Annotated in this window: 20 protein-coding genes; 10 read left to right on the top strand and 10 right to left on the bottom strand. The window is 42.7% G+C overall.

The annotated features are described in order from the left end of the window. Nucleotides 1–104: 104 nt before the first annotated feature. Nucleotides 105–833 carry a tetratricopeptide repeat protein gene (locus tag G3569_RS08440; protein WP_165268049.1) on the top strand — a complete coding sequence of 243 codons (729 nt, stop codon included), beginning with the start codon at nucleotides 105–107 and terminating at the stop codon, nucleotides 831–833. 72 nt (nucleotides 834–905) lie between these two features. Here G3569_RS08440 and G3569_RS08435 read toward each other — a convergent pair whose 3' ends face one another. From G3569_RS08435 to G3569_RS08420, 4 genes are all read right to left on the bottom strand, one after another. Next, nucleotides 906–4,139 carry a CHAT domain-containing protein gene (locus G3569_RS08435; protein WP_165268047.1) on the bottom strand — a complete coding sequence of 1,078 codons (3,234 nt, stop codon included), beginning with the start codon at nucleotides 4,137–4,139 and terminating at the stop codon, nucleotides 906–908. A gap of 140 nt (nucleotides 4,140–4,279) precedes the next feature. Further along, nucleotides 4,280–4,474 (bottom strand): hypothetical protein, encoded by a 195-nt coding sequence (locus G3569_RS08430; RefSeq protein WP_165268045.1) that lies wholly within the window; start codon nucleotides 4,472–4,474, stop codon nucleotides 4,280–4,282. A gap of 49 nt (nucleotides 4,475–4,523) precedes the next feature. Then, nucleotides 4,524–4,718 (bottom strand): hypothetical protein, encoded by a 195-nt coding sequence (locus G3569_RS08425; RefSeq protein WP_165268045.1) that lies wholly within the window; start codon nucleotides 4,716–4,718, stop codon nucleotides 4,524–4,526. 35 nt (nucleotides 4,719–4,753) lie between these two features. After that, nucleotides 4,754–4,948: a hypothetical protein gene (locus G3569_RS08420; RefSeq protein ID WP_165268043.1), complete on the bottom strand. Its 195-nt coding sequence runs from the start codon at nucleotides 4,946–4,948 to the stop codon at nucleotides 4,754–4,756. Nucleotides 4,949–5,402: 454 nt separating this feature from the next. Here G3569_RS08420 and G3569_RS08415 point away from each other — a divergent pair, with 454 nt between their 5' ends. After that, complete coding sequence (locus G3569_RS08415; RefSeq protein ID WP_165268041.1) at nucleotides 5,403–5,969, top strand: RNA polymerase sigma factor; 567 nt, start codon at nucleotides 5,403–5,405, stop codon at nucleotides 5,967–5,969. A gap of 49 nt (nucleotides 5,970–6,018) precedes the next feature. Here the strand turns inward: G3569_RS08415 and pdeM are convergent, their stop codons facing one another. Further along, the gene (gene pdeM / locus G3569_RS08410; RefSeq protein ID WP_165268039.1) at nucleotides 6,019–6,681 is read right to left on the bottom strand and encodes a ligase-associated DNA damage response endonuclease PdeM; all 663 of its coding nucleotides are present in this window, start codon (nucleotides 6,679–6,681) and stop codon (nucleotides 6,019–6,021) included. 74 nt (nucleotides 6,682–6,755) lie between these two features. Further along, a complete protein-coding gene (locus G3569_RS08405; RefSeq protein WP_165268037.1) occupies nucleotides 6,756–9,227 on the bottom strand; it encodes a ligase-associated DNA damage response DEXH box helicase in 2,472 nt (823 codons plus the stop codon). A 341-nt stretch (nucleotides 9,228–9,568) separates the two neighbouring features. Between G3569_RS08405 and acs the strand changes: the two genes are divergently transcribed. Continuing rightward, complete coding sequence (acs, locus tag G3569_RS08400; RefSeq protein ID WP_165268035.1) at nucleotides 9,569–11,467, top strand: acetate--CoA ligase; 1,899 nt, start codon at nucleotides 9,569–9,571, stop codon at nucleotides 11,465–11,467. A 61-nt stretch (nucleotides 11,468–11,528) separates the two neighbouring features. On the opposite strand, the gene G3569_RS08395 is transcribed toward acs, so the two are convergent. The 3 genes from G3569_RS08395 to G3569_RS08385 are packed head-to-tail and all read right to left on the bottom strand — an operon-like array spanning nucleotide 11,529 to nucleotide 13,500. Next, complete coding sequence (locus tag G3569_RS08395) at nucleotides 11,529–11,897, bottom strand: hypothetical protein (RefSeq protein WP_165268033.1); 369 nt, start codon at nucleotides 11,895–11,897, stop codon at nucleotides 11,529–11,531. Next, nucleotides 11,875–12,267: a hypothetical protein gene (locus G3569_RS08390; protein WP_165268031.1), complete on the bottom strand. Its 393-nt coding sequence runs from the start codon at nucleotides 12,265–12,267 to the stop codon at nucleotides 11,875–11,877. Before G3569_RS08390 ends, G3569_RS08395 begins: the two co-directional genes overlap by 23 nt. A gap of 18 nt (nucleotides 12,268–12,285) precedes the next feature. Beyond that, entirely contained in the window at nucleotides 12,286–13,500 is a 1,215-nt protein-coding gene (locus tag G3569_RS08385; RefSeq protein ID WP_165268029.1) for an alanine dehydrogenase, read from the bottom strand. Nucleotides 13,501–13,666: 166 nt separating this feature from the next. Between G3569_RS08385 and rsmA the strand changes: the two genes are divergently transcribed. From rsmA to groL, 3 genes are all read left to right on the top strand, one after another. Then, a complete protein-coding gene (gene rsmA / locus G3569_RS08380) occupies nucleotides 13,667–14,443 on the top strand; it encodes a 16S rRNA (adenine(1518)-N(6)/adenine(1519)-N(6))-dimethyltransferase RsmA (protein ID WP_165268027.1) in 777 nt (258 codons plus the stop codon). Nucleotides 14,444–14,704: 261 nt separating this feature from the next. Beyond that, nucleotides 14,705–14,998: a co-chaperone GroES gene (gene groES / locus G3569_RS08375; protein WP_138430614.1), complete on the top strand. Its 294-nt coding sequence runs from the start codon at nucleotides 14,705–14,707 to the stop codon at nucleotides 14,996–14,998. A gap of 55 nt (nucleotides 14,999–15,053) precedes the next feature. After that, a complete protein-coding gene (gene groL / locus G3569_RS08370) occupies nucleotides 15,054–16,739 on the top strand; it encodes a chaperonin GroEL (RefSeq protein WP_165268025.1) in 1,686 nt (561 codons plus the stop codon). A gap of 632 nt (nucleotides 16,740–17,371) precedes the next feature. Here the strand turns inward: groL and G3569_RS08365 are convergent. After that, on the bottom strand, nucleotides 17,372–19,048 hold the full coding sequence (locus tag G3569_RS08365) for a beta-N-acetylhexosaminidase (RefSeq protein WP_165268023.1): 1,677 nt from the start codon (nucleotides 19,046–19,048) through the stop codon (nucleotides 17,372–17,374). A gap of 389 nt (nucleotides 19,049–19,437) precedes the next feature. Here G3569_RS08365 and G3569_RS08360 point away from each other — a divergent pair, with 389 nt between their 5' ends. The 4 genes from G3569_RS08360 (at nucleotide 19,438) to G3569_RS08345 (ending at nucleotide 24,736) form a co-directional block, all read left to right on the top strand. Continuing rightward, nucleotides 19,438–21,261, top strand: coding sequence for a sodium:solute symporter family protein (locus G3569_RS08360; RefSeq protein ID WP_165268021.1), 1,824 nt, complete (start codon nucleotides 19,438–19,440; stop codon nucleotides 21,259–21,261). A gap of 230 nt (nucleotides 21,262–21,491) precedes the next feature. Beyond that, on the top strand, nucleotides 21,492–22,469 hold the full coding sequence (locus G3569_RS08355) for an ROK family protein (protein ID WP_165268019.1): 978 nt from the start codon (nucleotides 21,492–21,494) through the stop codon (nucleotides 22,467–22,469). Then, entirely contained in the window at nucleotides 22,466–23,626 is a 1,161-nt protein-coding gene (locus tag G3569_RS08350; protein ID WP_205720099.1) for a carbohydrate-binding family 9-like protein, read from the top strand. The genes G3569_RS08355 and G3569_RS08350 overlap by 4 nt, the downstream gene beginning before the upstream one ends. 15 nt (nucleotides 23,627–23,641) lie before the next feature. Beyond that, on the top strand, nucleotides 23,642–24,736 hold the full coding sequence (locus G3569_RS08345; RefSeq protein WP_205720098.1) for a family 10 glycosylhydrolase: 1,095 nt from the start codon (nucleotides 23,642–23,644) through the stop codon (nucleotides 24,734–24,736). The last annotated feature ends 227 nt before the right edge of the window (nucleotides 24,737–24,963 follow it).

The raw sequence follows: 24,963 nt of genomic DNA, 5'->3' as shown, positions 1-24,963 counted from the left end.
GATAGTATAATTGTATGATAAAATTCAATTATACTGGTTACCACAGATATTGTAATCTGAGGGTATTTTAAGTTATTGATAAGCAAAAACAAGTGTGAAGAACCATGATTGAGAGTTATAACGAAAAACAACTGGAAGAAAAAATTGACAAGTATGTCAATGGACAGCTTTCTCCAAGAGAGACAGACGAGCTATGGGCTGAATTAATTCAAGATGGATATCATCTGGATTATATGAAAAGTGTGGCTAATGTAAAGGCGGTAATTCAACGAAAAAAGAAGGAACGCCAACAGCAAAAAAGGCGCAAACAGTGGTTTTATGCTGCTGCGGCAGCAATTATCTTCTTGGTTGGAATAGTAGGATACATGAATCTATACAATCAAGATAACGCCCGTTCGTTGCAACCAATTTCCAGCATTGAACTGGATTATTATCGTTCAACTGATGGAAGTGTAACTGAGGATCCTAAAATTATTCGTAATGCGATACAATTGGCCAATACAGGGGCAGTTGAGGAAGCTATAAACTTGTTGAATAATGAGTTGCAACAGGCTTCCAAACCTGCGTGGATTGCTGAATTGAGTTTAAATCTGGGATCTCTTTACTATAATGAGGGCGATTACAAAGAATCCGTCAATCATTACCAACGAGTGGTTGAGCATAAAAAGAACGTAGATGTTCTTATGTTGGAAAAGGCATATTGGTATATGGGGAATGCCTATTTCCATATGGATAAGCTTGTTAAAGCACGGATACACATTGAAAAGGCTTATGATTTAAATGGAGCCTATCGTCGTGTTTCTAAAAGCTATTTGGATGCACTGTCAGATTAGATGATTTCTAATTCTGAAATCGGATATTTATAAAAGGCTGGGCAGGAGTGGTTCTGTCGGGCCTTTTCTATGTTAGGCTGCTTTCTTTTCTTCGTTTTTAAAGAAGATATTCCGGTCCGCAAGGTAAGATAATCCCACCATCAACAGGAAGTAAAAGATAAAGGTACTGGCAATGGCCAAGTTTTTTGTACGGTCGGGCTTTACAATTGGTTGGGCATTGCCAATTAGCATATAAGGTCCCCAGAAGTGTGGACTTGCATTTTTGTTTGCCAGGAAATAACGTTTTGTAGCTTGTAATGCTTCTGCTTTTGACATTCCTTCATTTAGCTGGCCATAAAAGTGAATGGCAAAATCAGAGGCTAACATATCATTTACAGACCACAAGTTTAGGACAAGAGATTCGGCTCCGGCATATCGCAGGGCACGACTGATACCCATTACGCCCGTTCCCTGTATATAAGATCCTGAACCCGACTCACAAGAGTTGAGCATAATCATATCGTTATTGAGATTTAACTCGAAGAGTTCGTATGCAAATATCTGGTCTTCAAAAGTCTCGTCAGTAGTTGATTCATTTTTACTCATATAAACCGTAGAGAACATGGGATCTCGTTCTGAAACAGAACTGTGGGTGGCCATGTGTAAAATGCGTGCATTTGGAGCTGTGCGTTGAAAGGTCTCTTTGGTAGACGCCTCGTTTATAAAGGTTTCTACCTTTGCCATGTTTGTCAGTTTTTCAGCTATTGATGTAACCTCCCGTTGTGCAAATGGCAGAGGAACAAGGTTTTTATCCCGATAAGAATTGAAGTTAGATACTCCATAGCCAATGTAGCTCAGAGGATTTCTATCAGCTGTAGCTTTAGTATTTGTAGATGTAAATTCGTCAAGTGACGTAAGGTACTGTGTATTATACTTTTCAATAAGATAGGTAGCTTCTCCGTAACTGTAACTGTGAGAGGTTTTGTTGAGCGGCAGAATATCAATAGGCAGCTGGTATAAATAGCTGTCAGGAATAACCGTTATTTTTTCAATACGTTCCGGAATATTCTGTATCCCAAGTAAGGTAGTAATGGCATATAAGGAATCAAGGTTTGTTTTATGGGTAGCTACCTGCTGTACTGCACCTGATAATAGATTGCGCAGCGAAGAATCCAGCGAAACCGTATGCATCTGTATATCAGAGCGGGTGATATTGGCAATGTAGTACTGGTCCTTCAGTTCGGTCACATGCATAACCATATCGCGGGCAGAGAGCTGACTCTGGATCTCACGTATAGAAACTGATTTTGATTCTGTTTTCCGGGTCAGCTTCTTGTCAAGCGTTTGTTTTTTGAGGTTGAGCTTGCTTATTTGCTGGCGAATTTGGAACTGTTTCTCCTCCGGAGCAGTCAACAGTCGTTTCCTCGTGGCATCCAGCTGTCCGGTTAAACGCTTATATTGGGTAAGCTCTGATTCGTTGAGCAGACTTGATTTTACCAAAGGGTTCTGATAGAAACGGGAATCATTTATCGTCTTGAGCTGGTCAAGCATTTGAGTGGCTTTAGCCGGTTGTCCTTCTTCTAAATGGATAGACACCGCTAAATCAATAGCATCTAAATACTCCTCTTCGACATGCCAAAATCCGGATTTTAAATCAGCACTGCTTCGGGCCCGTACAATGATTTGATCGATAGTTGGGCTAAGAATTGATAGCGCTTCTTCAGATTTGCCCGTTTGAAATAAATAATTTGCCTCAACTGTTTTTGCTTTAACTACTTGTTGAAAATCAAGTAAATTTAAATTAGTTGATTTATAGAGTTTAACAAATGACCATGCTTTTTTTAGATTACCGATTTTGAGATAGATTACTGCTTGATTTATTAATGCATCGATATGTTTACGATTTTTTTCATCTGGTGTTAATGATACGATCTCTTTGTGCTTTTCTAAGGCATGTGTAAAGTTATGTTGTTCTTCAAAGGTCTGTGCTAGTTCATTTAGAATCTGTAAATATTCCTTTTTATTACTCTTCGGATCCAATATTTCCTGGGCTTTCGATAAAAAAGTAACAGCTTTTTTATAATCATTTTTAAATTCTCTGTAAAAAGCAGCTGTTGAAATATAGATAGTACCTAGATCAGATATATTATTTTCCTTTTGAGCAATTGTTTGAGCTTTTTCTAGATAAGAGAGGGCATTTTTTTCATCATTGGATTTTCTATAATAGATAAAAATATTATTTAAAATTTCTATCTGATGGCTATAGTTATTTGTCTGTTTAGCATTTTCAAGTGCCTGGAATTGAAGATTAAGATATTTGTTATACTGTCCGGATTTGTAGTAAGCTAATGCTAAATTATTGTAAAAAGAGGATTTAGGTATATCGATCTTTTGCCTTTCAATTTCGTTCAGAACATCTTCGTATATTGTTTTTGCAGCTTTTACTTTACCAATATTATATAAATACACTCCCTGCAGTTGTTTGAGTTGTATATATGTTCTTTTTTTTCCAAAATATTGGGATAAAGGAAGCGTGAATTTTCTAACAATTTGAAGGCTTCTATCGTAGTGTCCTAAACGATACATCGAATAACTGAGGTACCTGTATAGCTTTAATTTAAGGAGAGAGTTAGGAAATAAGTTACTTTTGATAAGTGACTGGTACTGTCCATTTGTTTGGGAGTACTTATCAAGGAGGTACAGAACCCGAAAGTAACTGGCCTCTAATATTGTGGTTGTTAATTCTTTTCTATCTGAGGTTGGGATATGCCAGCTTTTAAAAATAGCCTTTAAATATTCGTTACTAAGATAGGTAGAACGGTTGCTGTCAAAAAGTAAAAAGAAATGGAGTAATGAGAAGGTTTGAGAAGGTAGTATGGAGGGAGAAATTTCCCTGTTTTTGATGATTGCTTGGGCAACTTCCGGATAATTAATGCTACCTGAATGGGGAAGCTCAAAACTCTCTGTAAACTTGTTGTAAGCAGATTCTTTTTCACTTTTATCATCCAACGAAAGCAGGTATGCAATAAATAAACCAGGGAACCCTTTAGAAAATACAATTTTTTTAATCTGGTCCTGATAATTTTGTTCTACCTCAGTGAATAAGGAAAGCTGTTTTTTAGAAGCACTAGTGTTCTCTACATATCTTTTGAGTTCTTCGCTTGATGTCGCTACTAGGGTAAGTGCCCAAATATTTTTTTCTACATTTCTTTCATTCTGTATCTGCTCTATATAGTAATTTGTTTGTAACTTTGAGTCATCAAATAAGGTCGTGTCCTCAGATGCGGAGACTAATTGCAGGAAGCAAAGAAAAAAGGCAAACAACATCACCGAGATATTTAATTATTGATGTGCAAATAGATAGAAAGTACCGTAACTAAGTACAATCTATGACCTTGTGTTTATGAACGCAACATATCCTTATTTTTTTCAAGAGAAGAGTATTAAAATGAAATATCGGGTGAGGATTATTCAGGTTTGTCAACGATGGTGCTCATTTCTTGGTCTGTTCCAAAGCCGTCACGATCAGGAGTATCCTGGGTGAGTTCGGTGTCCTGGGTTTCCGGTGCGGTCTCAAGGGCGGAGTCGGTAACCGAAGCACAGCCGGTGAACAGAGCGATAGCGAAAGTGAAAGCGAGCAGTTTTTTTACGAGAGATTTCATAGTGATCCTTGGTTTAGGCGTTTAAATGGTTAATGGTGTTGGAAAGATATTATTCAGGTTTGTCAACGATGGTGCTCATTTCTTGGTCTGTTCCAAAGCCGTCACGATCAGGAGTATCCTGGGTGAGTTCGGTGTCCTGGGTTTCCGGTGCGGTCTCAAGGGCGGAGTCGGTAACCGAAGCACAGCCGGTGAACAGAGCGATAGCGAAAGTGAAAGCGAGCAGTTTTTTTACGAGAGATTTCATAGTGATCTGTATTTAAGAAGTTAAAGAGAGAGCGTTTATTCAGGTTTATCGAGGATAGTACTCATTTCAGAGTCGGTATCGAAGCCGTTGCGATCAGGCGTATCTTGGGTCACTTCGGTGTCTTGGGTTTCCGGGGCAGTATCGAGGCCGGGGTCGGTGACCGAAGCACAGCCGGTGAACAGAGCGATAGCGAAAGTGAATGCGAGTAGTTTTTTTACGAGAGATTTCATAGTAATCCTTGGTTTTGTTCTTATTTAAGTTGTAACGAGTATTGTGATTTGTACCATAAATTTAAATACGCAGATATTCACGAACATACTCCTTGTTGATAACAAGAGTAATGAAAGGGAGCTTTGTTACAAAAAATTTCGGCTTTTCTAGAATATTAGCGTATATAATTATTTTGTAACAGATATCTATTTTAATATAAATCTTAATATTCCCGAACAGTATATTCTATGATACAAGAGTATTTCAATTTTAATTTGTTACAAAAAATTTCAGAAGGCAAATATATAATTAAGATTGGCATTAAGATTTTATAAATCTTTTTGTATTACTGTATAATTTCGTTTGTATGATTATTGAATAGTTATATATTTGAAATATCAAATAACTGTACGCGGCTTTTTTAAATATCATTTTTCAGCAAAGTAGGTTAGCTAATAAGGCCTTTTTATCACCTTGAGTAAATCCAGAGTTGATTATTCAGAGCTTGTGCACGCTCTTCGAGAAAATAAGCAGGGCAAAGCCAACGAATTGCTCGAGGAATTGCTATATCGCCTTAAGGATTACCTGAAGGTTGTGCTTAATGCTACGGAGCGAGAAGCTGAAGAGTGTACGCAACAAGCTTTCCTGGATGTGTTTGAACAGATAAAAAAGGATAATATCAGGGAAGAGAAGTATATTTTTAGTTATATGATTCGGTCTTGCCGACACGAGTTTTTCCGGCATGCCAAAGAACAGCATCGTTTTAATAATGCGATGGAAGATCACCAAGAGCATTTGGTAGATCCTGCTGAGCAGTTTACAAATTTGATGGATGAGGATCGTCAAAGAATTCTGGAGGCTTGTTTGGAAGAACTGCGAGAAAGTTCACGCAAATTTATCGAATATTTTTTTGAGCAGCCAGATACTACAACCAAAGAGGCGAGTGCGCATTTTGATATATCAGGGGCTAATGTCAGGACTAAAAAATCGCGTATTTTAAACCGGTTGCATCATTGTTTTAAACGAAAGTGGCGCCAATAGGTTGTGCAAAATGCTCTTAATAAAACAAGAGCATTGAGAGTAAGGATGTTCAATTCACAGAGAAAACTTTATCTTCAACCACAATAAATACCTTGTCTTTTTCTGTGGGAGAAATAATGTGAGTGCCGGTGAAGGTGCCAAATGCCGGTAATATTCCATATTGCTGGCCAAAATAAAAGCAGGGAAATTTCATAGCCTGCCTTCCCTTGCCATTTAGCTTTGCTGCGGGATGAATATGTCCGCTTAGTATGTATAAGCCTTGCTCATCGGCAGAGCTATAGTTGCTCTTGTCATGGACTAATAAAAAAGGTTCCAGTTTCATCTTTTTAAAGATGTTGATCAATCCGGTGTGGTATCGTTCCACTTTTAGAATATCATGATTGCCAACAACCAGGCTTATTTGCAGTTGCCTATATCTTTTTCTCCAGTCTATAAACTGCTGCCACTCTTTGTTGATATCGCTGTGAAATAGATCGCCCAATATTATGAGATGTTCCGGTTTGATATCTTCGATTAGTTGTTCAAGGCGATTGAGATTAGATCTGCCCACCTGCTTAGGGACAGCAATACCATGCTTACGGAAATGTGCCGATTTCCCGATATGTAGATCGGCTATGAACAGTGTTTCTTTCTTTTTCCAATAAATGGCCCGTTCTGGGAGTAACCAAAAACGATTACCACAAAGGTTGAAAGTTGAGGCGTTTGAAATCATAACGTAAATCTAATAATAGCAATTGCACGATTCAAAGTGTGGATTGTATACCTCAGGTCTAACGTGGAATTAATTTATGTATGTTTTTCCAGCTGCAGTTGCATGCGTTGCACGCGGTCGGTTAAACTCTCAGAGCTGAGGCGTTCCCGAAGCCGATCTACCATGATGGGAAAGGCAAGGGGCGTAAAGCGTTCGGTATTCTTGAGGTTTATCGTTTGCGATTGTATGCGCCTGAGTGCCTTGCGAAGTCGTACTTCATCCAGCTGATAGGAAAGGACCTCATCATAAGCTTGCTGCAGGAGCAGGTTATCCGGTTCATATTGATCAAAAACATCAAAAAACATACTTGATGAAGATTGCAGGTGACGACTGGCTTTGCGTTGGCCCGGAAATCCCTTGAAAATTAAGCCCGCAATATGGCAGATGCCCCGAAAGCGTCGTTTGGCCAGCTCGGTATCATTAAGACTTGAGAAAATGTCCTCAACTAATTTTTTGTCAGAGAACAGATCATTTGTTAACGCCTTCTTTATGGGGATCTTCTTGTCTGACAAGAGTTCAAAGCCATAATCATTCATGGCGATAGAAAAGGTGATGGGCTTAAGCTGAGAAATGCGATAGGCTACCAGGGCCGATATCCCCTCATGTACATACCGGCCCTCAAAAGGGAAGAAAAACAGGTGATGCCCTTCTTTTGAAGTGGTCTGTTCGATGAGAAGCTCATCTTCATCGGGTAGGGTCGACCAGTTATGTTGGACATCAAGAATGGGTTGGATCGTTTGTAATTCTATATCATCGGCTGAACCCTCAATAGCCTCGTGAAGTTTATGGCGAAGGAGTTCTGACATGTTGGATGAAAGCGACATACGACCACCCATCCAGCTGGGGACTTTAGCTTTGGTGGTGTGGGCCCTTCTCACGTAAGCTGTCATCTGTTTGGTGCGAACCAATTCAAGACTTTTTCCTGCAAACCAAAATGTATCACCCTTATTGAGGGAGGCGATAAACCACTCCTCGATACTACCCAAATGTGCACCATTAAGATATTTTACGCTCATCATCGTATCGCTGGCAATAGTGCCGATAGACATACGATGCCGCCGTTTTATTTTGCGGTCCGTAACTTTATAGCGACCATCGTCTTCAACTACTTTAGAGTACTCATCATAGGCCGTGAGTGATTGTCCCCCAGTAGTAATAAAGTTCATGATCCAGTTCCACTCTTTACGATTCAATGTTTGGTATGCAAAAGTTGATGTCACTTCCTCATAGAGCGTATTCGGACTAAAGCCGTCTGATACAGCTAGTGTTATCAGGTATTGGGTGAGCACATCGTAGGGCTTTACAACAGGTTCTCGGTCTTCTATGGCGATCTGCTGCGTCGCTGCAGTCTTTAGAGCAGCAGCTTCTATCAGTTCCAGGGCATTAGTCGGAACAAAGTAGATACGGCTTGTAGCACCGGGTTGGTGACCGCTGCGTCCGGCACGCTGCATAAAACGTGCTACTCCCTTGGGGCTGCCTATCTGGATGACCGTTTCTACAGGGGCAAAATCAACCCCCAGGTCCAGGCTGGAGGTGCATACTACGGCTTTGAGTTTGCCTTCGTGAAGGGATTGTTCTACCCATCGCCGAATCTTCTTACTCAAGGAACCGTGGTGCAGTGCAATGGTGCCGGCCAGTTCCGGTTTGGCCTCCAGTAGCTGTTGAAACCAGACCTCGGATTGAGAGCGGGTATTCGTAAAAATTAGCGTGGATCTGTTTTCTTCAATAATCGGCAATACTTTGGGTAATAGCTTGGTGCCCAGGTGCCCTGACCATGGGAACTTTTCAACATCCTCCGGTAAAACGGATTGGACCTCCAGATTCTTCTCAACGTTGGCTTTTATGATGACAGCATTTTCTGGGTCATCGTTAACGCCCAGTAATACTTGTTTGGCTTCTCGAAGATTACCAATTGTTGCTGATATTCCCCAGATATTGAGTTTTGGTCGTAAATGTTTCAGCCGTGAAAGTCCCAACTCAGTTTGGGTGCCCCGTTTTGAACCCAACAGCTCATGCCATTCGTCAATGACAACAGCCTCCAGATCAGAAAAATAGTTTTTGTATCCTTTTTGGGCCATCAGAATATGGAGGCTTTCCGGGGTGGTAATAAGCACCTCCGGCATCTGTTCTTTCATCTTCTGTTTTTTGTATGATGATACATCGCCGGTACGTCGTGCTATTTGCCAGGGGATCTCCAGCTCATCAACAACCTTCTGAAGAGCTTGTTCAATATCACGGGCCAGGGCACGAAGGGGAGTAACCCACAGCAGTTGTAGGCCATTATCTGCTAACTCTTTATAGGTATTTGGATGTTCGTTGATCCAGTTGATTAAAACGGGCATCCACAGGGCATAAGTTTTGCCACTGCCGGTGGGGGCATTAAGCAGACCGTTTTTGCCGGATAAATACGCTTGCCATACCTCTCGCTGGTAATCAAAGGGTTGCCATTGTCGGGCTTGAAACCAGTTTTCGATGCGCTGGAGCCCGGGTTGTTCTGTTGAATTCAATTTATTCTTTTTGGTACCTAAGGTTGCAAAGTTCTGATGATAAAGTGTGTTAACGTCATTTAACCATATATAATTTGTTATTAACCGGCTTTAAAACAGAAAGTAGCTGATACTGCTCTGATTTTGGAAGGGCTTCCACAGATGGAAGATCCCATTTCACAATTTTATACATCCGGCTACTTTTCATTGAAGTTGAAATCTTGTTTATTGCAAAACAGGTAAAAAATTTATGGATACAGGGGTTAAAACAATTGGTTTCTTCTGTCGGCTTGATTATCTGTATAAATTATTTAATATGAGATTGTCAACGAACAAATACTCCCAACTCAAACTCAATTATTATGTGGCTAAATATTGATTCATTTGAAGAGTACAAAGAAGTCTATGGAAATAGTGTTAATAAACCCGAAAAATTTTGGGAGCACGAGGCCGGTACATTCTATTGGCGAGAAAGTTGGGATGAAACCTTTAGCGGTAGCTTTGAAGACGGAGATGTAAAATGGTTTGAAGGCGGAAAGCTAAATATTACTGAAAATTGCCTTGATCGACATCTCAACACGATCGGTAATAAAACAGCATTTATTTTTGAACCCAATCATCCTGACTCTTTCCGGCGGACAATCACTTATCGCCAACTACACGAGGATGTATGTCGTTTCGCAAATGTGCTGGAATCAAAAGGAATTGAAAAAGGTGACCGGGTTGCAATTTATATGGCGATGACACCCGAGCTGATGATTGCTGCTTTGGCATGTGCTCGAATTGGGGCGGTGCACTCTATTGTGTTTGCAGGATTTTCGGCACAATCGCTGGCGGAACGTATCCAGGATTGCGATGCCAAGATGTTGATTACCAATGATGGACTTCGGCGCGGAGAAAAGCATGTGCCGTTGAAAGATATTTCTGATGAAGCACTTGAAGATTGCCCTACTGTTGACAAGGTTATTGTGTGTCAGCGTACCAATCGTGATATCGACTGGGTTGAAGGGCGCGATGAATGGTGGCACCTGTTAATTCGAAATGCTTCCAAAGACCATGAAGCGGTAGAGATGGATGCTGAAGATCCATTGTTTATCCTCTACACTTCCGGCTCTACCGGCAAGCCCAAGGGGCAGGTCCATACGTGTGGCGGATACATGGTGTATACCAGCTATACCTTCCGCAATGTGTTCCAGGTTGAGGAGGAAGACGTGTATTGGTGTACGGCTGATGCGGGCTGGATTACCGGGCACTCCTATATTTTGTACGGCCCGCTGCTAAACGGAGCATCAGGTATTATTTTTGAAGGTACGCCCACTTATCCCGATCCGGGACGTTTGTGGGAGGTGTGTGATAAGTACAACGTAACCCACTTTTACACTTCGCCTACTGCTATCCGGGCGTTGATGAAAGAGGATATTGAGTATGTTAATAAATATGATCTTAGCTCATTAAAGGTGCTTGGTACCGTAGGAGAGCCTATTAACGAAGAAGCCTGGCACTGGTATCACGATCATATAGGAAATGGGCAATGTCCCATTGTTGATACCTGGTGGCAAACAGAAACCGGGGGCATCATGATTTCGCCGCTGGCTGGAGTAACGCCTACAAAACCCGGTTTTGCTACACTGCCGTTGCCGGGCATACAGCCGGCCCTGATGGATAAAAACGGGAAGGAGATCGAAGGAGATGGCGTGCAGGGGAACCTGGTGATCAAGCATCCTTGGCCGGGTATGACGCGCGGCATCTGGGGTAACCAGGAGCGCTATATGGAAACCTATTTTGAAGATTATCCCGGCTATTACTTTACTGGTGACGGCTGCCGTCGCGATGAGGATGGATATTATCGCATTACCGGCCGGGTGGATGACGTACTGAATGTTTCCGGTCACCGATTAGGAACGGCTGAAATTGAAAACGCTATTGATGAGCACCCTAAAGTGGTAGAGGCCGCTATTGTAGGGTATCCGCATGATGTAAAAGGAGAAGCAGTTTTTGCCTTTATGACATGTGATGAAGAGATCACAGATCCTGAATCTTTTAAAGGCGAAATTGATAAACTCGTCTCAAAAGTAATTAGCCCAATCGCTAAACCTGATAAAATTCAAATTGTAGAAGGATTGCCCAAAACACGTTCGGGAAAGATTATGCGCCGTATTTTACGCAAAGTAGCTGCCGGTGAGACGGACGATATGGGAGATACCTCTACATTACTTGATCCATCAGTAGTTGATGAGATAAAGGAGGGAACGGCATACTAAGGGCCGGACAATAACTTCGTTTAGTTGCAAGGGATGCGATTCTTTCGCATCCCTTTTCTATTTAAAATTGTAAAACAAGGCCTGCAACAAATAGTAATATGCTGACGACCAAAAGGATCAGCCTGAACCGGGTTCGTATCAGCATCGGATGATAGAGCAATCCAAAAGTGAGGGGGTATTCATCCAGCCAGTCGTAATAATGGTGCCGGTGTGCTTCGCCCAACGCCATTGTGACGTGCCCGTGAATAATGGTAATCATAAAGGGAATGGAAAAGAACAAGCAACCGATATAAGCCATTGATCTTTCGATCTCAGCAAGATCTGCCAGGTACAGGTAGGGCCAAGAAAGCAAAATGAAAAAAGGTACCGTCAGCACCCAATTTATTATGCTGATACGCTTAAAGTTTTTAGGACTCAGTTCCTGATTCATAACGGGTATAATAATTGGAGTTACTCACTGGAGTGGTATTCCAAATGTGCATATACCAATAAGCCGGCATAGCGAGGCCGTTTAAGGCAATGATAACCACAATCCAAAGTCCCTTCTTTTCGGTATCAAAAAGAGGATTTCGAATGATATGAATGAGATAATAGATCCCGAGCGCTAAATAAAAAAGGGAGTAGAAAAGAAGAAACTGGATCGCATAGCCAAAATATGCAAAAAGCAGGAAGGGATTCACGCCTTCGGGAGACAGGAAAATATCAAGAGCCTTATAAACGCCAAAACCGATGGCGGCCAGAATTATTATAAATGGCAAAAAAGTAAGGACGCCCAAGATAATTTGAACTGGTTTTCTCATCCTATAAGTACAGTAACATTAAATTTGGCTTGCAATGAGCATCTCAATTTCCCGATAAGGCATATCAAATATTTGGGACAGCGATTTTTTAGTCAAGTGCTTTTTGTAAACGTAGGTACCGTTACGCAGGGCGGTATTGGTCCAAAGACATTCGCGTATGCCGCCGGCATCGCCAATAGCCAGCAGGTACGGAACAATGACATTATTAAGGGCATAAGTAGCCGTACGTGCTACATTAGAAGGGATGTTGGGCACACAATAGTGAATAACATCATGTTTCATGAAGGTAGGTTTCGAGTGTGTTGTGGCCTTGCTGGTTGCAATACAACCGCCTTGGTCAATCACGGTATCCACAATAACACTGCCGGGCTTCATGCTGGTAACCATCGGTTCGGTAACCAGGCAGGGCGAGCGCTTGCCCTCGAACATTGCAGCCCCGATTACGACATCGGCATATTGAAGGGCCGAAGAGATATACTGGTAATTGGCCGTAGCCGTAATAATACGTCGATCCAGCGCATTTTCGAGATGACGAAGCCGGGCCAGGTCGTTATCCATTACAAAAACCTGTGCACCATAACCGAGTGCTGTTCGTGCAGCATATTCGGCAGTAATACCTGCTCCCAGAATAACGACGGTAGCAGGCGGAATACCGGAGATGCCGCCCAGCATGATACCTTGTCCACCATCCGCTTTTTCGAGGTAGTGAGCCCCGATCTGCACCGACATAGATCCTGTAATTTCGTGCATCATACGCACAATAGGGAACTCTTTGTCGTCTCCTTTGATGAACTCAAAGCCGATAGCCGAAATGTTTTTGTTGATAAGAGTATCAATAAACTCCTCGGTAGTGTTGCCCAAATGCAGGGCTGAGAGTAAGATATGGTCTTGTTCGAGCAGTTCCAGTTCTGATTCTGAAGGAGGGGCAACCTTAACGATTAACTCAGACTTTTTATACACCTCATCGATACTGAAAGCTATTTCGGCACCTGCATCGGCATATTCCTGATCCGTAAAGTTGGCATCTGATCCGGCATCTTGTTCTATATAAACTTCGTGGCCGTTAGAAGTTAATACGGAAGCGCCACCGGGGGTTAAACACATTCGTCGTTCATCATTGGAGACTTCCCTCGGTAACCCTATCTTTAAAGAGATTTCTGATTCGGATTTCATCAGCTGCTTTTCCAGCGTCTGAATACCAATTTTTTCCGTATCAAGTGGGTTAATATCCATAGAGTAATTATTTCTAATCTTTATTTAGGATAATTTACTTTACAAACTACCACTTAGCAAAAAATTCAATAGAACATATAAAAGATCTGTACAGCCGACCTGAAGGTTCGTTAGAAATTTTATGACCCCTGCCAAAGTAGTGCTGTAGGTTAATATCGATTATAAAATGAGTATAAAGCCAAAAAAGAGTTTAGGGCAACACTTTCTTACCGATGACAATATTATTGAAAAAATTGCGGATGCTATTCCGGCCCGTGAAGAGGATCGTGTTATCGAGATTGGGCCCGGAACGGGTGCTCTGACTGAAGCATTAGTCAGAGAATATAAAGATGTGGTAGCTGTTGAGTTGGATCAGCGGGCTATTGAAGTGCTTGAGCAGAAGTTTGATAATCTCGAAATCCGCCATGGTAATGTATTGGATGTTGATTGGAATGAATTATCAATAGGAAAGGAGAAAACGCATGTGGTTGGGAATTTACCATATTATATAACCAGTCAGATTTTATTTTCTCTGTTAGAGAATCGAGAGGTATTGTCAACGGCATTACTTATGATGCAGAAAGAGGTGGCCGAACGTATTGTCGCTGATATCCGAACAAAATCTTACGGTATCTTGAGTGTGCAAACGCAGTTGATGGCAACGCCGGAGATCTTGTTTCCCGTATCACGGCACTGCTTTAGTCCACAGCCCAACGTTGAAAGTGCCATCATGAAGCTAACTTTTGATAAGGGAGCGATGAACTGCACGGATACGAATTTAAAGACGGTAGTCAGAACAGCTTTTAATCAACGCCGCAAAAAATTGAGTAATGCTTTAAAGCCTATCGTTAGTAAAGATAAACTGCCCGAAGGCTTCGATTTTGATAAACGAGCTGAAGCCTGGGAACCTCCATTGTATGAAAAGTTGACAGCACAATTTGTAGAAGATGGCATTTTGACCTGAAATTTCGACTAGTCATAAAAGGCCAATCTCACGGCTTTAAAAAAAATCGTTGATAATATCCTGTTTTAAGACTGTATAGCCTTTTTTTGAAGTTCTTTGTGTCGTGCCTGAAAAGTTTGGTATGGTACTTGCTCACCTATTATCCTGTTGAAATGGGATATGATCTCATTGCAAGATTTTTTTACAGTATTTCCAGCAGTTACTGCTGCAGATAAAGAATTTCAAACGTCAACCAATAACTTAAACTAGGAGTCATTACTTATGGCTAAATCTAAAATCAAACCGTTAAGCGATCGCGTTTTGGTTCAGCCAGAACCTGCGGACGAGAAGACAGAATCCGGCATTATCATTCCTGATTCGGCTAAAGAAAAGCCACAGGAAGGAACTGTTGTTGCTGCAGGACCCGGCAAAGTAGAAAACGGAACTAAGATTGATATGTCAGTTGCTGAAGGAGACAAAGTACTCTATGGAAAGTATTCAGGCACTGAAGTTACGCTCGAAGGTGAAGAGTACCTGATTATGCGTGAAACTGACATTCTTGGAATCGTTTCCTAAGCAATTCTATTAAGCATTTTTTAAATATAAACTCAAAAAATTAATAAGAGGAACTATGTCTGCAAAACTAGTTCATTATGATATGGAAGCGCGCGATGCTCTCAAGCAAGGCGTTGACAAGCTAGCAAATGCTGTCAAAGTCACTTTGGGACCGCGTGGACGAAACGTAGTAATTGAAAAATCATTTGGAGCACCAACAGTTACGAAAGATGGTGTTACGGTAGCGAAAGAGATTGAGCTGTCCAACAAGCGCGAAAATATGGGCGCTCAGATGGTAAAAGAAGTAGCTTCTAAAACTAGCGACAATGCTGGTGACGGAACTACAACAGCTACTGTTCTTGCTCAGTCTATTATTCAAACCGGCTTAAAGAACGTTACTGCCGGAGCGAACCCAATGGAACTGAAGCGAGGCATTGATACAGCTGTTAAAGCCATCGTTACAGAGCTTCGTCAAATGAGTAACCCGGTTGGAGACAGCTTGGATAGCATTAAGCAGATTGGTACTATTTCTGCTAATGGCGATGACGAAATTGGCCAGAATATTGCTGATGCAATGGAAAAGGTTGGCCAAGACGGTGTTATTACTGTTGAAGAAGCCAAAGGTACCGAAACATACCTCGAAACTGTTGAAGGTATGCAGTTCGACCGCGGATATCTCTCTCCTTACTTTGTGACCGATTCTGAGAATATGGTCGCTGAGATGGAAGAGCCATATATCCTGATCTTTGACAGCAAGATCTCTAACATGAAAGATCTGCTGCCAATTCTTGAAAAAGTTATTCAAACCGGTAAGCCGCTGCTTATCATCGCTGAAGATATTGAAGGCGAAGCACTGGCTACATTGGTTGTTAACAAGCTGCGCGGTTCGCTGAAGATAGCTGCTGTTAAGGCGCCTGGATTCGGTGATCGTCGTAAGCAGATGTTGGAAGACATTGCTATTCTTACTGACGGTACTGTTATCTCAGAAGAGCGTGGATACAAGCTTGAAAATGCTACGCTTGACTTCTTGGGTACTGCCGATCGCGTAAACATCACCAAAGATGATACTACTCTTGTTGGTGGACAGGGCGAAGATGATGATATCACGGCCCGCGTGAACCAGATCAAAGGTCAAATCGAATCTTCTACTTCTGACTATGACCGTGAGAAGCTGCAAGAGCGTCTTGCTAAGCTAAGCGGTGGTGTTGCAGTATTGAACATTGGTGCTGCTTCTGAAGTAGAAATGAAAGAGAAGAAAGCTCGTGTTGAAGATGCACTCCATGCTACCCGCGCTGCCGTCGAAGAAGGCATCGTAGCTGGTGGTGGTGTTGCATTGCTGCGCGCTCAATCTGCTCTTGACGAACTCGAAGGTGAAAACCCTGACCAGGAAGTTGGATTCGATATTGTACGCCGTGCACTCGAAGCACCACTTCGATGCATCGCTAACAACGCTGGTGCTGAAGGTTCAATCGTTGTACAGAAAGTTCTTGAAGGCGAAGGTTCCTTCGGATACAACGCTCGTACCGAAGTGTATGAAGACCTCGTTGAAGCAGGCGTAATTGATCCTACGAAAGTAACTCGAACCGCGCTTGAAAATGCTGCATCTGTTGCCGGCTTAATGCTGACAACGGAAGCACTCATCTCTGATAAGCCATCTGAAAATGGCGATGATGATGACGGCGGCCCTGCTGGCGGCGGAATGCCCGGCGGTATGGGAGGCGGAATGCCCGGAGGAATGGGCGGCATGGGCGGCATGATGTAAAATAGCCGTTCTCGCTTATCCGTCTTTCGTTAGACGAATTAAAGCCTCGCTCCCTGTTGGGAGTGAGGCTTTTTTATTTGCCCCCCAAGAGGGGAATTTTACCTGCCTTTTAGCTACTACGCGAGCTTAAAAAGGGAGACTGCCACGGTCTTCCGAAAAATCGCCGGAATCCCTCCCCGTAAAACGGGGCACGGCGCAGTGACACTGCTTTTAAGTGTTAAAACCAACGCCTGTCATTGCGAGGAGTACCGTAGTTTTATGGTACGACGCGGCAATCTCCCCGGAACGATTGGGTTAATGCATGAGGGCTTCTTTTTTGACGCTAGACGAATTTATTCTGGCACATTCTTCTTCTCTACTGTTTGGACAGGATGGCATTGCTCTTACTGTGGAAAGAGGGGGATATCGAAAAAGCTATGAAGAGTATGATTAGAGTCTGATCTGTCTGCTGACGAACAGGATGATATGATGTATTTGGTCACGAGCTGGACGCAGCGTTATTCATAGAAAATTACATGTTCTGCGGGGTAAGAAAGTAAAGGTATTTTCCAATCCAGGATGTAGCACGATACGGTACCAAGAAATAGTTATCCCGAATACCCATTAGCTAGATATCCGGGATAACTGTGCAATTAGTTGCTTTGAAATTTCGGGATCTTATTTTCGTAATGTTTGGCGGCATTAACGCCCATGACATCAAAGCGGTCAAAGTGGACCTGCATGCGTCGCCAGAAATCCGTCCAGTTTCGTTTGTTATGGGGTGACCAAACTACTTCTGAAAGGGCAGAAGCGCGGGGATAAGCCATATATTCCACTTTGTCACCACTGTGCATATATTCGGACCAGATATTACCCTGCGCTCCCAGGATATATTGTGCTTCTTCAGCATTTAACTCTTCCGGTACCGGGTCGAAATTGTATATTTTTTCGAGGCTGATAAATCCACCAATAGCCAGTGGCTCTGTTTCTTCATCTGCCTGGTAGTAATCCAGGTATACATGGCTGGTGGGTGTCATGATTACATTATGTTTCTGTTTGGCAGATTTGATACCGCCCTCTATGCCGCGCCAGCTCATGACGGTAGCATTTGGGGCCAGGCCGCCTTCCAGGATTTCATCCCAGCCGATAATCTGTCGCCCATTTTTATTTAAGAACTTTTCGATACGGGTAATAAAATAGCTCTGCAGTTCGTGCTCATCTTCGAGTTCTTCGCGCTCAATCACTTGTTGGGCAAATTCACTTTCTTCCCACTGCTTTTTGGGTGCTTCATCGCCCCCGATATGGATATATTTGCTTGGGAAGAGCTCCATAACTTCAGTCAACACGTTTTTAAGAAAGGTGAAGGTTTCTTCACGGGGACAGTAGATATCTTCAAAAATGCCCCAGGTTGTTTTTACTTGATAATCTTTTCCTTCAACACATCCGTATTGTGGATAGGAAGCGAGTGCAGCAGAGGCGTGGCCGGGCATCTCAATTTCAGGAATCACGGTAATATGTTTCTTTTGGGCATATGCTACGACCTCACGAACTTCTTCTTGAGTATAGTAGCCTCCATATGTGGTTGTGTCGTAGGTGTTTGAGGTGTAATGTCCTACCAGGGTAGAATCGCGCCATGCTCCGATTTCAGTTAGTTTTGGATACTGTTTGATCTCTATGCGCCAGCCCTGATCCTCGGTGAGGTGCCAGTGAAAGCGATTCATCTTGTGCATGGCCATCAGGTCGATATACCGCTTTACAAACTCAACAGGGAAGAAGTGTCGAGCTACATCCAGATGCATTCCACGATATTCGAAACGGGGATAATCTTGGATTTCGACAGCAGGAATATTCCACTCGGTATTTTGTGGCACCAGAGTATAATCCGATTGATAGATCTCCGGCGGTAGAAGTTGAAAGAGCGATTGTATCCCGTAAAAAAGGCCGGTAGCACTGGGAGCCCTTAATTCTACTGCTTCTTCAGAAACGGACAGGTGATAGGCTTCATTACTTTCGTATGTAGCCGTATCCTCATCAATAGTAAAGGTAATACTATTTGTAGCCTTAGTTGCGTCCGTATTTTGAATGCCCAGATCATATCCCGTTGCCGAATCGAGGGTATTTTTCAGCTGGGTAACCACATTTAGAACTGCAGGGTTGGCCTTGTTGGCATAGATTGTTGTCTGCTTGTCAAGCTGAAAGGTGCCGTCCTTTAATTCCAGTGAGGCAGGTTCGGGAATAATATCGGGAGCATTGTGTTTGGTGTGCTGTTCTGGTTGACACGCACAAAAAATAAATATAGATATTGCGAAGAGTAGAATTCGAGATGTCATAAGATTGAGTTTATTCGCGATTGCCATCATACATTAATAAAAAATGGACACTGATAAAAAGGTAGGGAAGAAGGAAGTTTTAACACGGGGAACGTCTTTTTAACCCTTTTAAGAGGTGTTAAAGGGCGAATTTAAGCTATTTTATAGCTGCAATCGGATGTTCAGGTAAACATTGGAACCGCTCCCAAAGGTTGGTAAAAACAAATAAATGGTGAATAGAAGTAGATATTTTGTCTCTTATTTATAAAAATAGGGCTGCACATGAACTTCGAACAAAATTTGATTGGCATTGTTAGATGATAGTCGAATTAACAATGTTGGTATGCTATTCTTGGAGATTATCATCGTTTCAATCATATTAAACGATCTTTTTAATTAGAGTTTTTATTATGCTATTAGCCCCTATAGATTGGGCCATTATTTGTGCCTATTTACTGTTCTCACTGTGCATTGGTCTTTGGGTGGCTCGACAGGCCGGTAAGAATTCGACCCAGTTTTTTGCCGCCGGTAAAAATATGCCGTGGTGGTTACTGGGGGTTTCAATGGTAGCCACCACTTTTTCGACGGATACTCCCAACCTGGTATCGAATATTGTTCGTACGGATGGAGTGTCGGGGAACTGGGTGTGGTGGGCTTTTCTGCTTACCGGAATGCTTACGGTTTTTGTATATGCGAATTTATGGAAACGGTCGGGGGTGCTTACCGATGTCGAGTTTTATGAACTTCGATACAGTGGTAAGATGGCTGCTTTCCTGCGGGGATTTCGAGCGGTGTACCTGGGCTTCTTTTTCAATGTGGTTATTATGGCAACGGTCTCACTGGCAGCTATAAAAATAAGTGGGGTGCTGATGGGACTTACGCCCGTACAGACCGTCGTTATTACGGGTGTCGTGACGGTTATTTATAGTTCGCTTGGGGGGTTAAAGGGCGTACTGCTTACGGACTTTTTCCAGTTCTTTTTAGCGATAGGTGGTAGTCTTATCGCTGCTTATGTTGCCCTGGACCATCCCGAGGTTGGCGGCTTCGAAGGATTGCTGAATCATAAAGAGGTGGTAACTCAGCTTAATATTTTGCCCGACTTTTCTGACCCCTCCCAGGCAATAGGGATCTTTATTATTCCTTTGGCTATTCAATGGTGGAGTGTGTATTACCCGGGTGCAGAGCCTGGCGGTGGAGGGTATATTGCCCAGCGGATGTTTGCGGCCAAAGATGAAAACAACTCTATTGCAGCCGTTTTCTTCTTTAATGCCGTGCACTATGCCATTCGTCCATGGCCGTGGATCATTGTAGGATTGTGTTCAATAATTGTATTTCCGGATATTGCAGCCATGAAAGAGGCGTTCCCCGATGCAGCATCCGTTGCCGATAACGATATGGGATATCCGGCTATGCTTACTTTTATTCCCACAGGATGGCTGGGGGTTGTGGTTGCGTCGCTTACAGCGGCCTATATGTCCACAATTTCTACGCATCTGAACTGGGGATCTTCGTACTTGGTCAATGACTTTTATAAGCGATTTGTACGTCCCGAGAGCTCAGAAAAAGAGCTCGTTAGGATGGGTCGTATTTCTACAGCGGTACTTATGGTAATTGCCGGGTTTTTAGCCCTTTATCTTAAAAACGCACTCGACAGCTTCCAGATTATTTTACAGATTGGGGCCGGTACCGGGTTACTCTTTATTCTTCGCTGGTTCTGGTGGCGAATAAATGCTGCAAGTGAAGTGGCAGCCATGGTTATCTCTTTTGCGGTGGCGATGTATTTTCAGTTTGCCCATGTCCATACAGGCTTACCGGAGCTGACGAGCTGGCAAGAACTTATTGCCGGAGTCGTTATTACAACCATTGGTTGGTTGCTTGTTACGCTATATACCCGACCAACAGATAAAGAAACGTTGGTTAATTTTTGTGAGGTGGCTCGTCCCGGTGGACCCGGTTGGCAAAAAGTTATTGAGGAAGCTGAAGCAGAAGATAATGATTTAGAACCTCTCCAGGATGAAGCGTGGCGGGTACCGCAAGGTATTTTATGTATGGCATTGGGGTCTGTTGCTGTTTATGGAACACTCTTTGCCACAGGGTATTGGATATACGGGCGCTGGATATTGGCCAGTATTATTACCCTTATTTCAATAGCAGCAAGTGGTTACTTGTTTAAATCATGGAGAAAACTCATACAAATAAGGCCAGAAGACGAAGAAGAACTTTTCGAGGAGTAAACAGTTCGGTAATGGTTTAATAGATGACATTTGTTATTTACTGTTTCTATTTTCCTGTGTTGCCCAAATACTGACATGTTTGAATTAGATAAAACGACATTAGTCGGCTTTGTAGGATGTTTTTGAAGTTTGGAAACGATTCCAGTGGTTTTACTCTAGAAGAGTAGTATTGAAAATAGTAACATATATGGGTTAATTTTTTTTAACACTAAGGTAAAATAAAAGCTACGATGCAAGATGGTGTGGTCGGCGTAGACTTGGGCGGAACATGTACAAAGTTTGGATTGGTATCTGAAGAAGGTACCCTTCTGGCTTATAATGCTATTCCGACCAATTCATCAATAACATATCAGCAGTTTTTTGAACAGTTATTTGATCAGGTAAAGCGGTTAAATTCGTCTCTTGATAAAAGGTTAAACTTGAAAGGTATCGGTATTGGGGCTCCAACCGGTAATTCTTGTATGGGTACCATAGAGAGTGCATCAAACCTGGATTGGGATGATAATGTGCCTGTAGTGAGTTTGCTGGAAGAGTATACCAGTTTACCTACGGTATTAGTTAATGATGCCAATGCTTCGGCCGTAGGCGAACTGCTATATGGGGTAGCTCGAGGAATGGAAAACTTTGTTTCCATAACATTGGGAACAGGGCTGGGATGCGGTATTGTTGCCAACGGAAAGCTCGTGATGGGGCAACGGGGACATGCCGGTGAAATTGGGCATACTACTGTTTATTATGATGGACGCCCTTGTACATGTGGCCGGCAGGGCTGTTTGGAAACCTATGTATCGGCCCCGGGAATGGTGAAAACGGTGCAGCAGCTGTTATCAGAAAATGGTAGAGCAAGTATACTCCGGAATATTACCCCGAAAAAGATGGATGCAAAGAATATTACTGATGCTGCGCGAGCTGACGATGAGATAGCTCTCGAAGCTTTTGAGTATACCGGTAAAATATTAGGATTAAAACTGGCAGATATTGTAGCTTGTATGAATCCGGAGGCGATTGTCGTATCCGGCGGGCTGGCCAAAGCGGGCGATCTTATCTTAGAGCCGGCCAAAGAGAATATGGAAGCACATGTATTGGAGATTTTTAAAGATGAAGTAGATATACTGCCCTCCAGTCTCACGGAGAAGAATGCTGCTATTTTAGGGGCCGCGGCTTCTATTTGGCAAGAGCTTGAAAAAAAACGAACCCACCACGTATGAAAGTTAACATATCGGAAATAGTAAATATGGACTCTATGCAAAAAAGCGGCTTCACAGTCGCTTTTCTTATCTTAATTATTGTGTTCGTGAAACCAGGAAAGGCGCAGAATGAAGCACCTGCTATCCCATTTAATCCGAAAAAATATGTAGCACCCAAGGTTTCCTCTTCACTGGCTGTTGATGGGCATTTGAATGAGAAAGGATGGCAAAAGGCTGCGTGGACAGATCGTTTCGTAGATATTGAGGGCGGGGAGGCGCCCAAGCCAAGGTATCAAACAAGGGTTAAAATGTTGTGGGATGATACCTATTTGTATATCGCTGCTCAAATGGAAGAACCTCATGTATGGGCAACTCTTAAAAAAAGGGATGCCGTTATATTTCATGACAATAATTTTGAGGTGTTTGTAGATCCCGATGGCGATACTCACCAGTATTATGAGTTGGAAGTCAATGCCTTAGGTACATTTTGGGACCTGATGCTAACGGAGCCTTATCGTACAGGCGGTAAAGCAATTGATTCCTGGGATATGCGAAATTTAGAGATTGGTATTGACATACAGGGCACACTTAATAATCCGACAGATACCGACTCGGGATGGACCGTAGAACTTGCTATCCCCTGGAAAGACCTGGAAGAAGCTTCTGCAGATGGAGAAAGGCCTGAGATGGGTGATCAGTGGCGAATTAACTTCTCCCGCGTAGAATGGAAGCTGGAGTCCCAAGATGGTGAGTATCATAAAGTTGTAGATCCGGAAACTCAAGAGCCTCTATCTGAAGATAATTGGGTCTGGTCGCCACAGGGAGTAGTAAATATGCATTACCCTGAAATGTGGGGCTATATACAGTTTGCAGGAGCAGATGGGGCGGCATTTGAATGGAACGAAGAGGAAGATATAAAGTGGTATTTGCGACGATTATATTATCGCCAATATCGGTATAAAGAAGATTACGGTACGTTTACCTCAGATCCAAAATTATTGGAAAGCCAGTTACTGGCGAAAGAGCTGGGGCTGAAAGAACAATTCCCAAAGCTCACTGTAGCCAATATTCATAACAGTTCGCATACCTTTGAAATACAATTAAAGGAGCCTGAAAGTGGATGTCTATGGTATATCCGTGAAAATGGAAGGGTTTGGAGCACCGCATTACAACAGTAAAAAATAATTAGTGCTATGGATCGGAAGACATTTTTAAAGTATGCCAGTTCAACATTGGCAGGGATTGCAGGTGGATTTGGCCTAACAAATGCAACCAGTAGGATGGGAGGTAACTCACAACCGCATGCCCCCTCAAAGAATTGGGCCTGGATTACAGAAACAGAGGGATCTGTTGATGAATGGAAGCACCGGTTGGAGAAACTTAAAAAGGCCGGGTTCGATGCTATCCTGCCGCAGGACAATTTCGATGTCATTATTCCGGCGGCAGAAGCTACGGGTATAGAAGTGCATGCTTGGTTGGTGAGCCTGCAACGCGGTAGCGATACAGAAGCCCAGCAAAAGCATCCCGAGTGGTTTATGGTTAATAGAAAGGGGCAGTCATCATTATCCGCCCCGGCCTATGTAGATTATTATAAATGGTTTTGCCCTTCTCGGGAACCGGTACACGAATATTTGCGTAAAGAGGTATCCGAGCTGTTGGCCTATTCAGAAATTAAAAGCATCCACTTGGATTATATTCGTTACCCGGATGTTATACTGCCTATCAGCTTGCAACCCAAGTATGATATTGTGCAGGATAAGGAGTATCCCCAGTATGACTACTGCTACTGCTCGGTATGTCGTAATCGATTTAAAGAACAACATGGAATAGATCCGCTGGATTTAGAAGATCCTTCATCCTCTGGCAAGTGGAAATTTTATCGTTATAACCAGGTTACCACCCTGGTAAATAAAATAGCTCTTGATGTGCACCAGAAGAATCGGTTACTCACTGCTGCGGTATTTCCTACGCCCGATATTGCCCGTACATTAGTTCGTCAGAATTGGCCCGACTGGGATCTGGATGCTGTTTTGCCAATGATGTACCATAATTTTTATGACAAGGATATTTCGTGGATTGCTGAAGCAGTAAAAGAAGCACGAAATGAGCTTCCTAAAACAACAGCTTTATACAGTGGGTTATTTGTTCCTGCCATGAATGAAACGGAGTTGGCCCAAGCTTTTGAGTATGCGGTTGGTGCTGGTGCCGATGGTATATCACTCTTTACCGATACTGCAATGAAGGATAAGCATTGGGAAAACCTGCGGCGCGTGATTAAAAAGGGATAGCTGAGAGCAGGGGGTAGGCTTCATCTCTTGTTCTTGCTAACAATATTCTAAAACAGGTCTAGTTTTTTTGATAAAGACGTAATGGGATGGGTGTATTTGTTTAAAAGTACCTTCAGGCGGCTTAAAGACATATTTACCCTGTGGAAGCGGTTCCAAAGTAAAGGGGATTCTTGCTATATGACAGAACCCTAGTTTTTTTAGAATTGTAGAAGTCACAGTGTGGTCAA

The organism is Fodinibius halophilus, assembly GCF_011059105.1.
Taxonomy (GTDB): Bacteria; Bacteroidota; Rhodothermia; order Balneolales; family Balneolaceae; genus Fodinibius; species Fodinibius halophilus.
The sequence above is the reverse complement of the archived record's forward strand: the minus strand, read 5'-3'. Positions and strand labels throughout refer to the sequence as shown.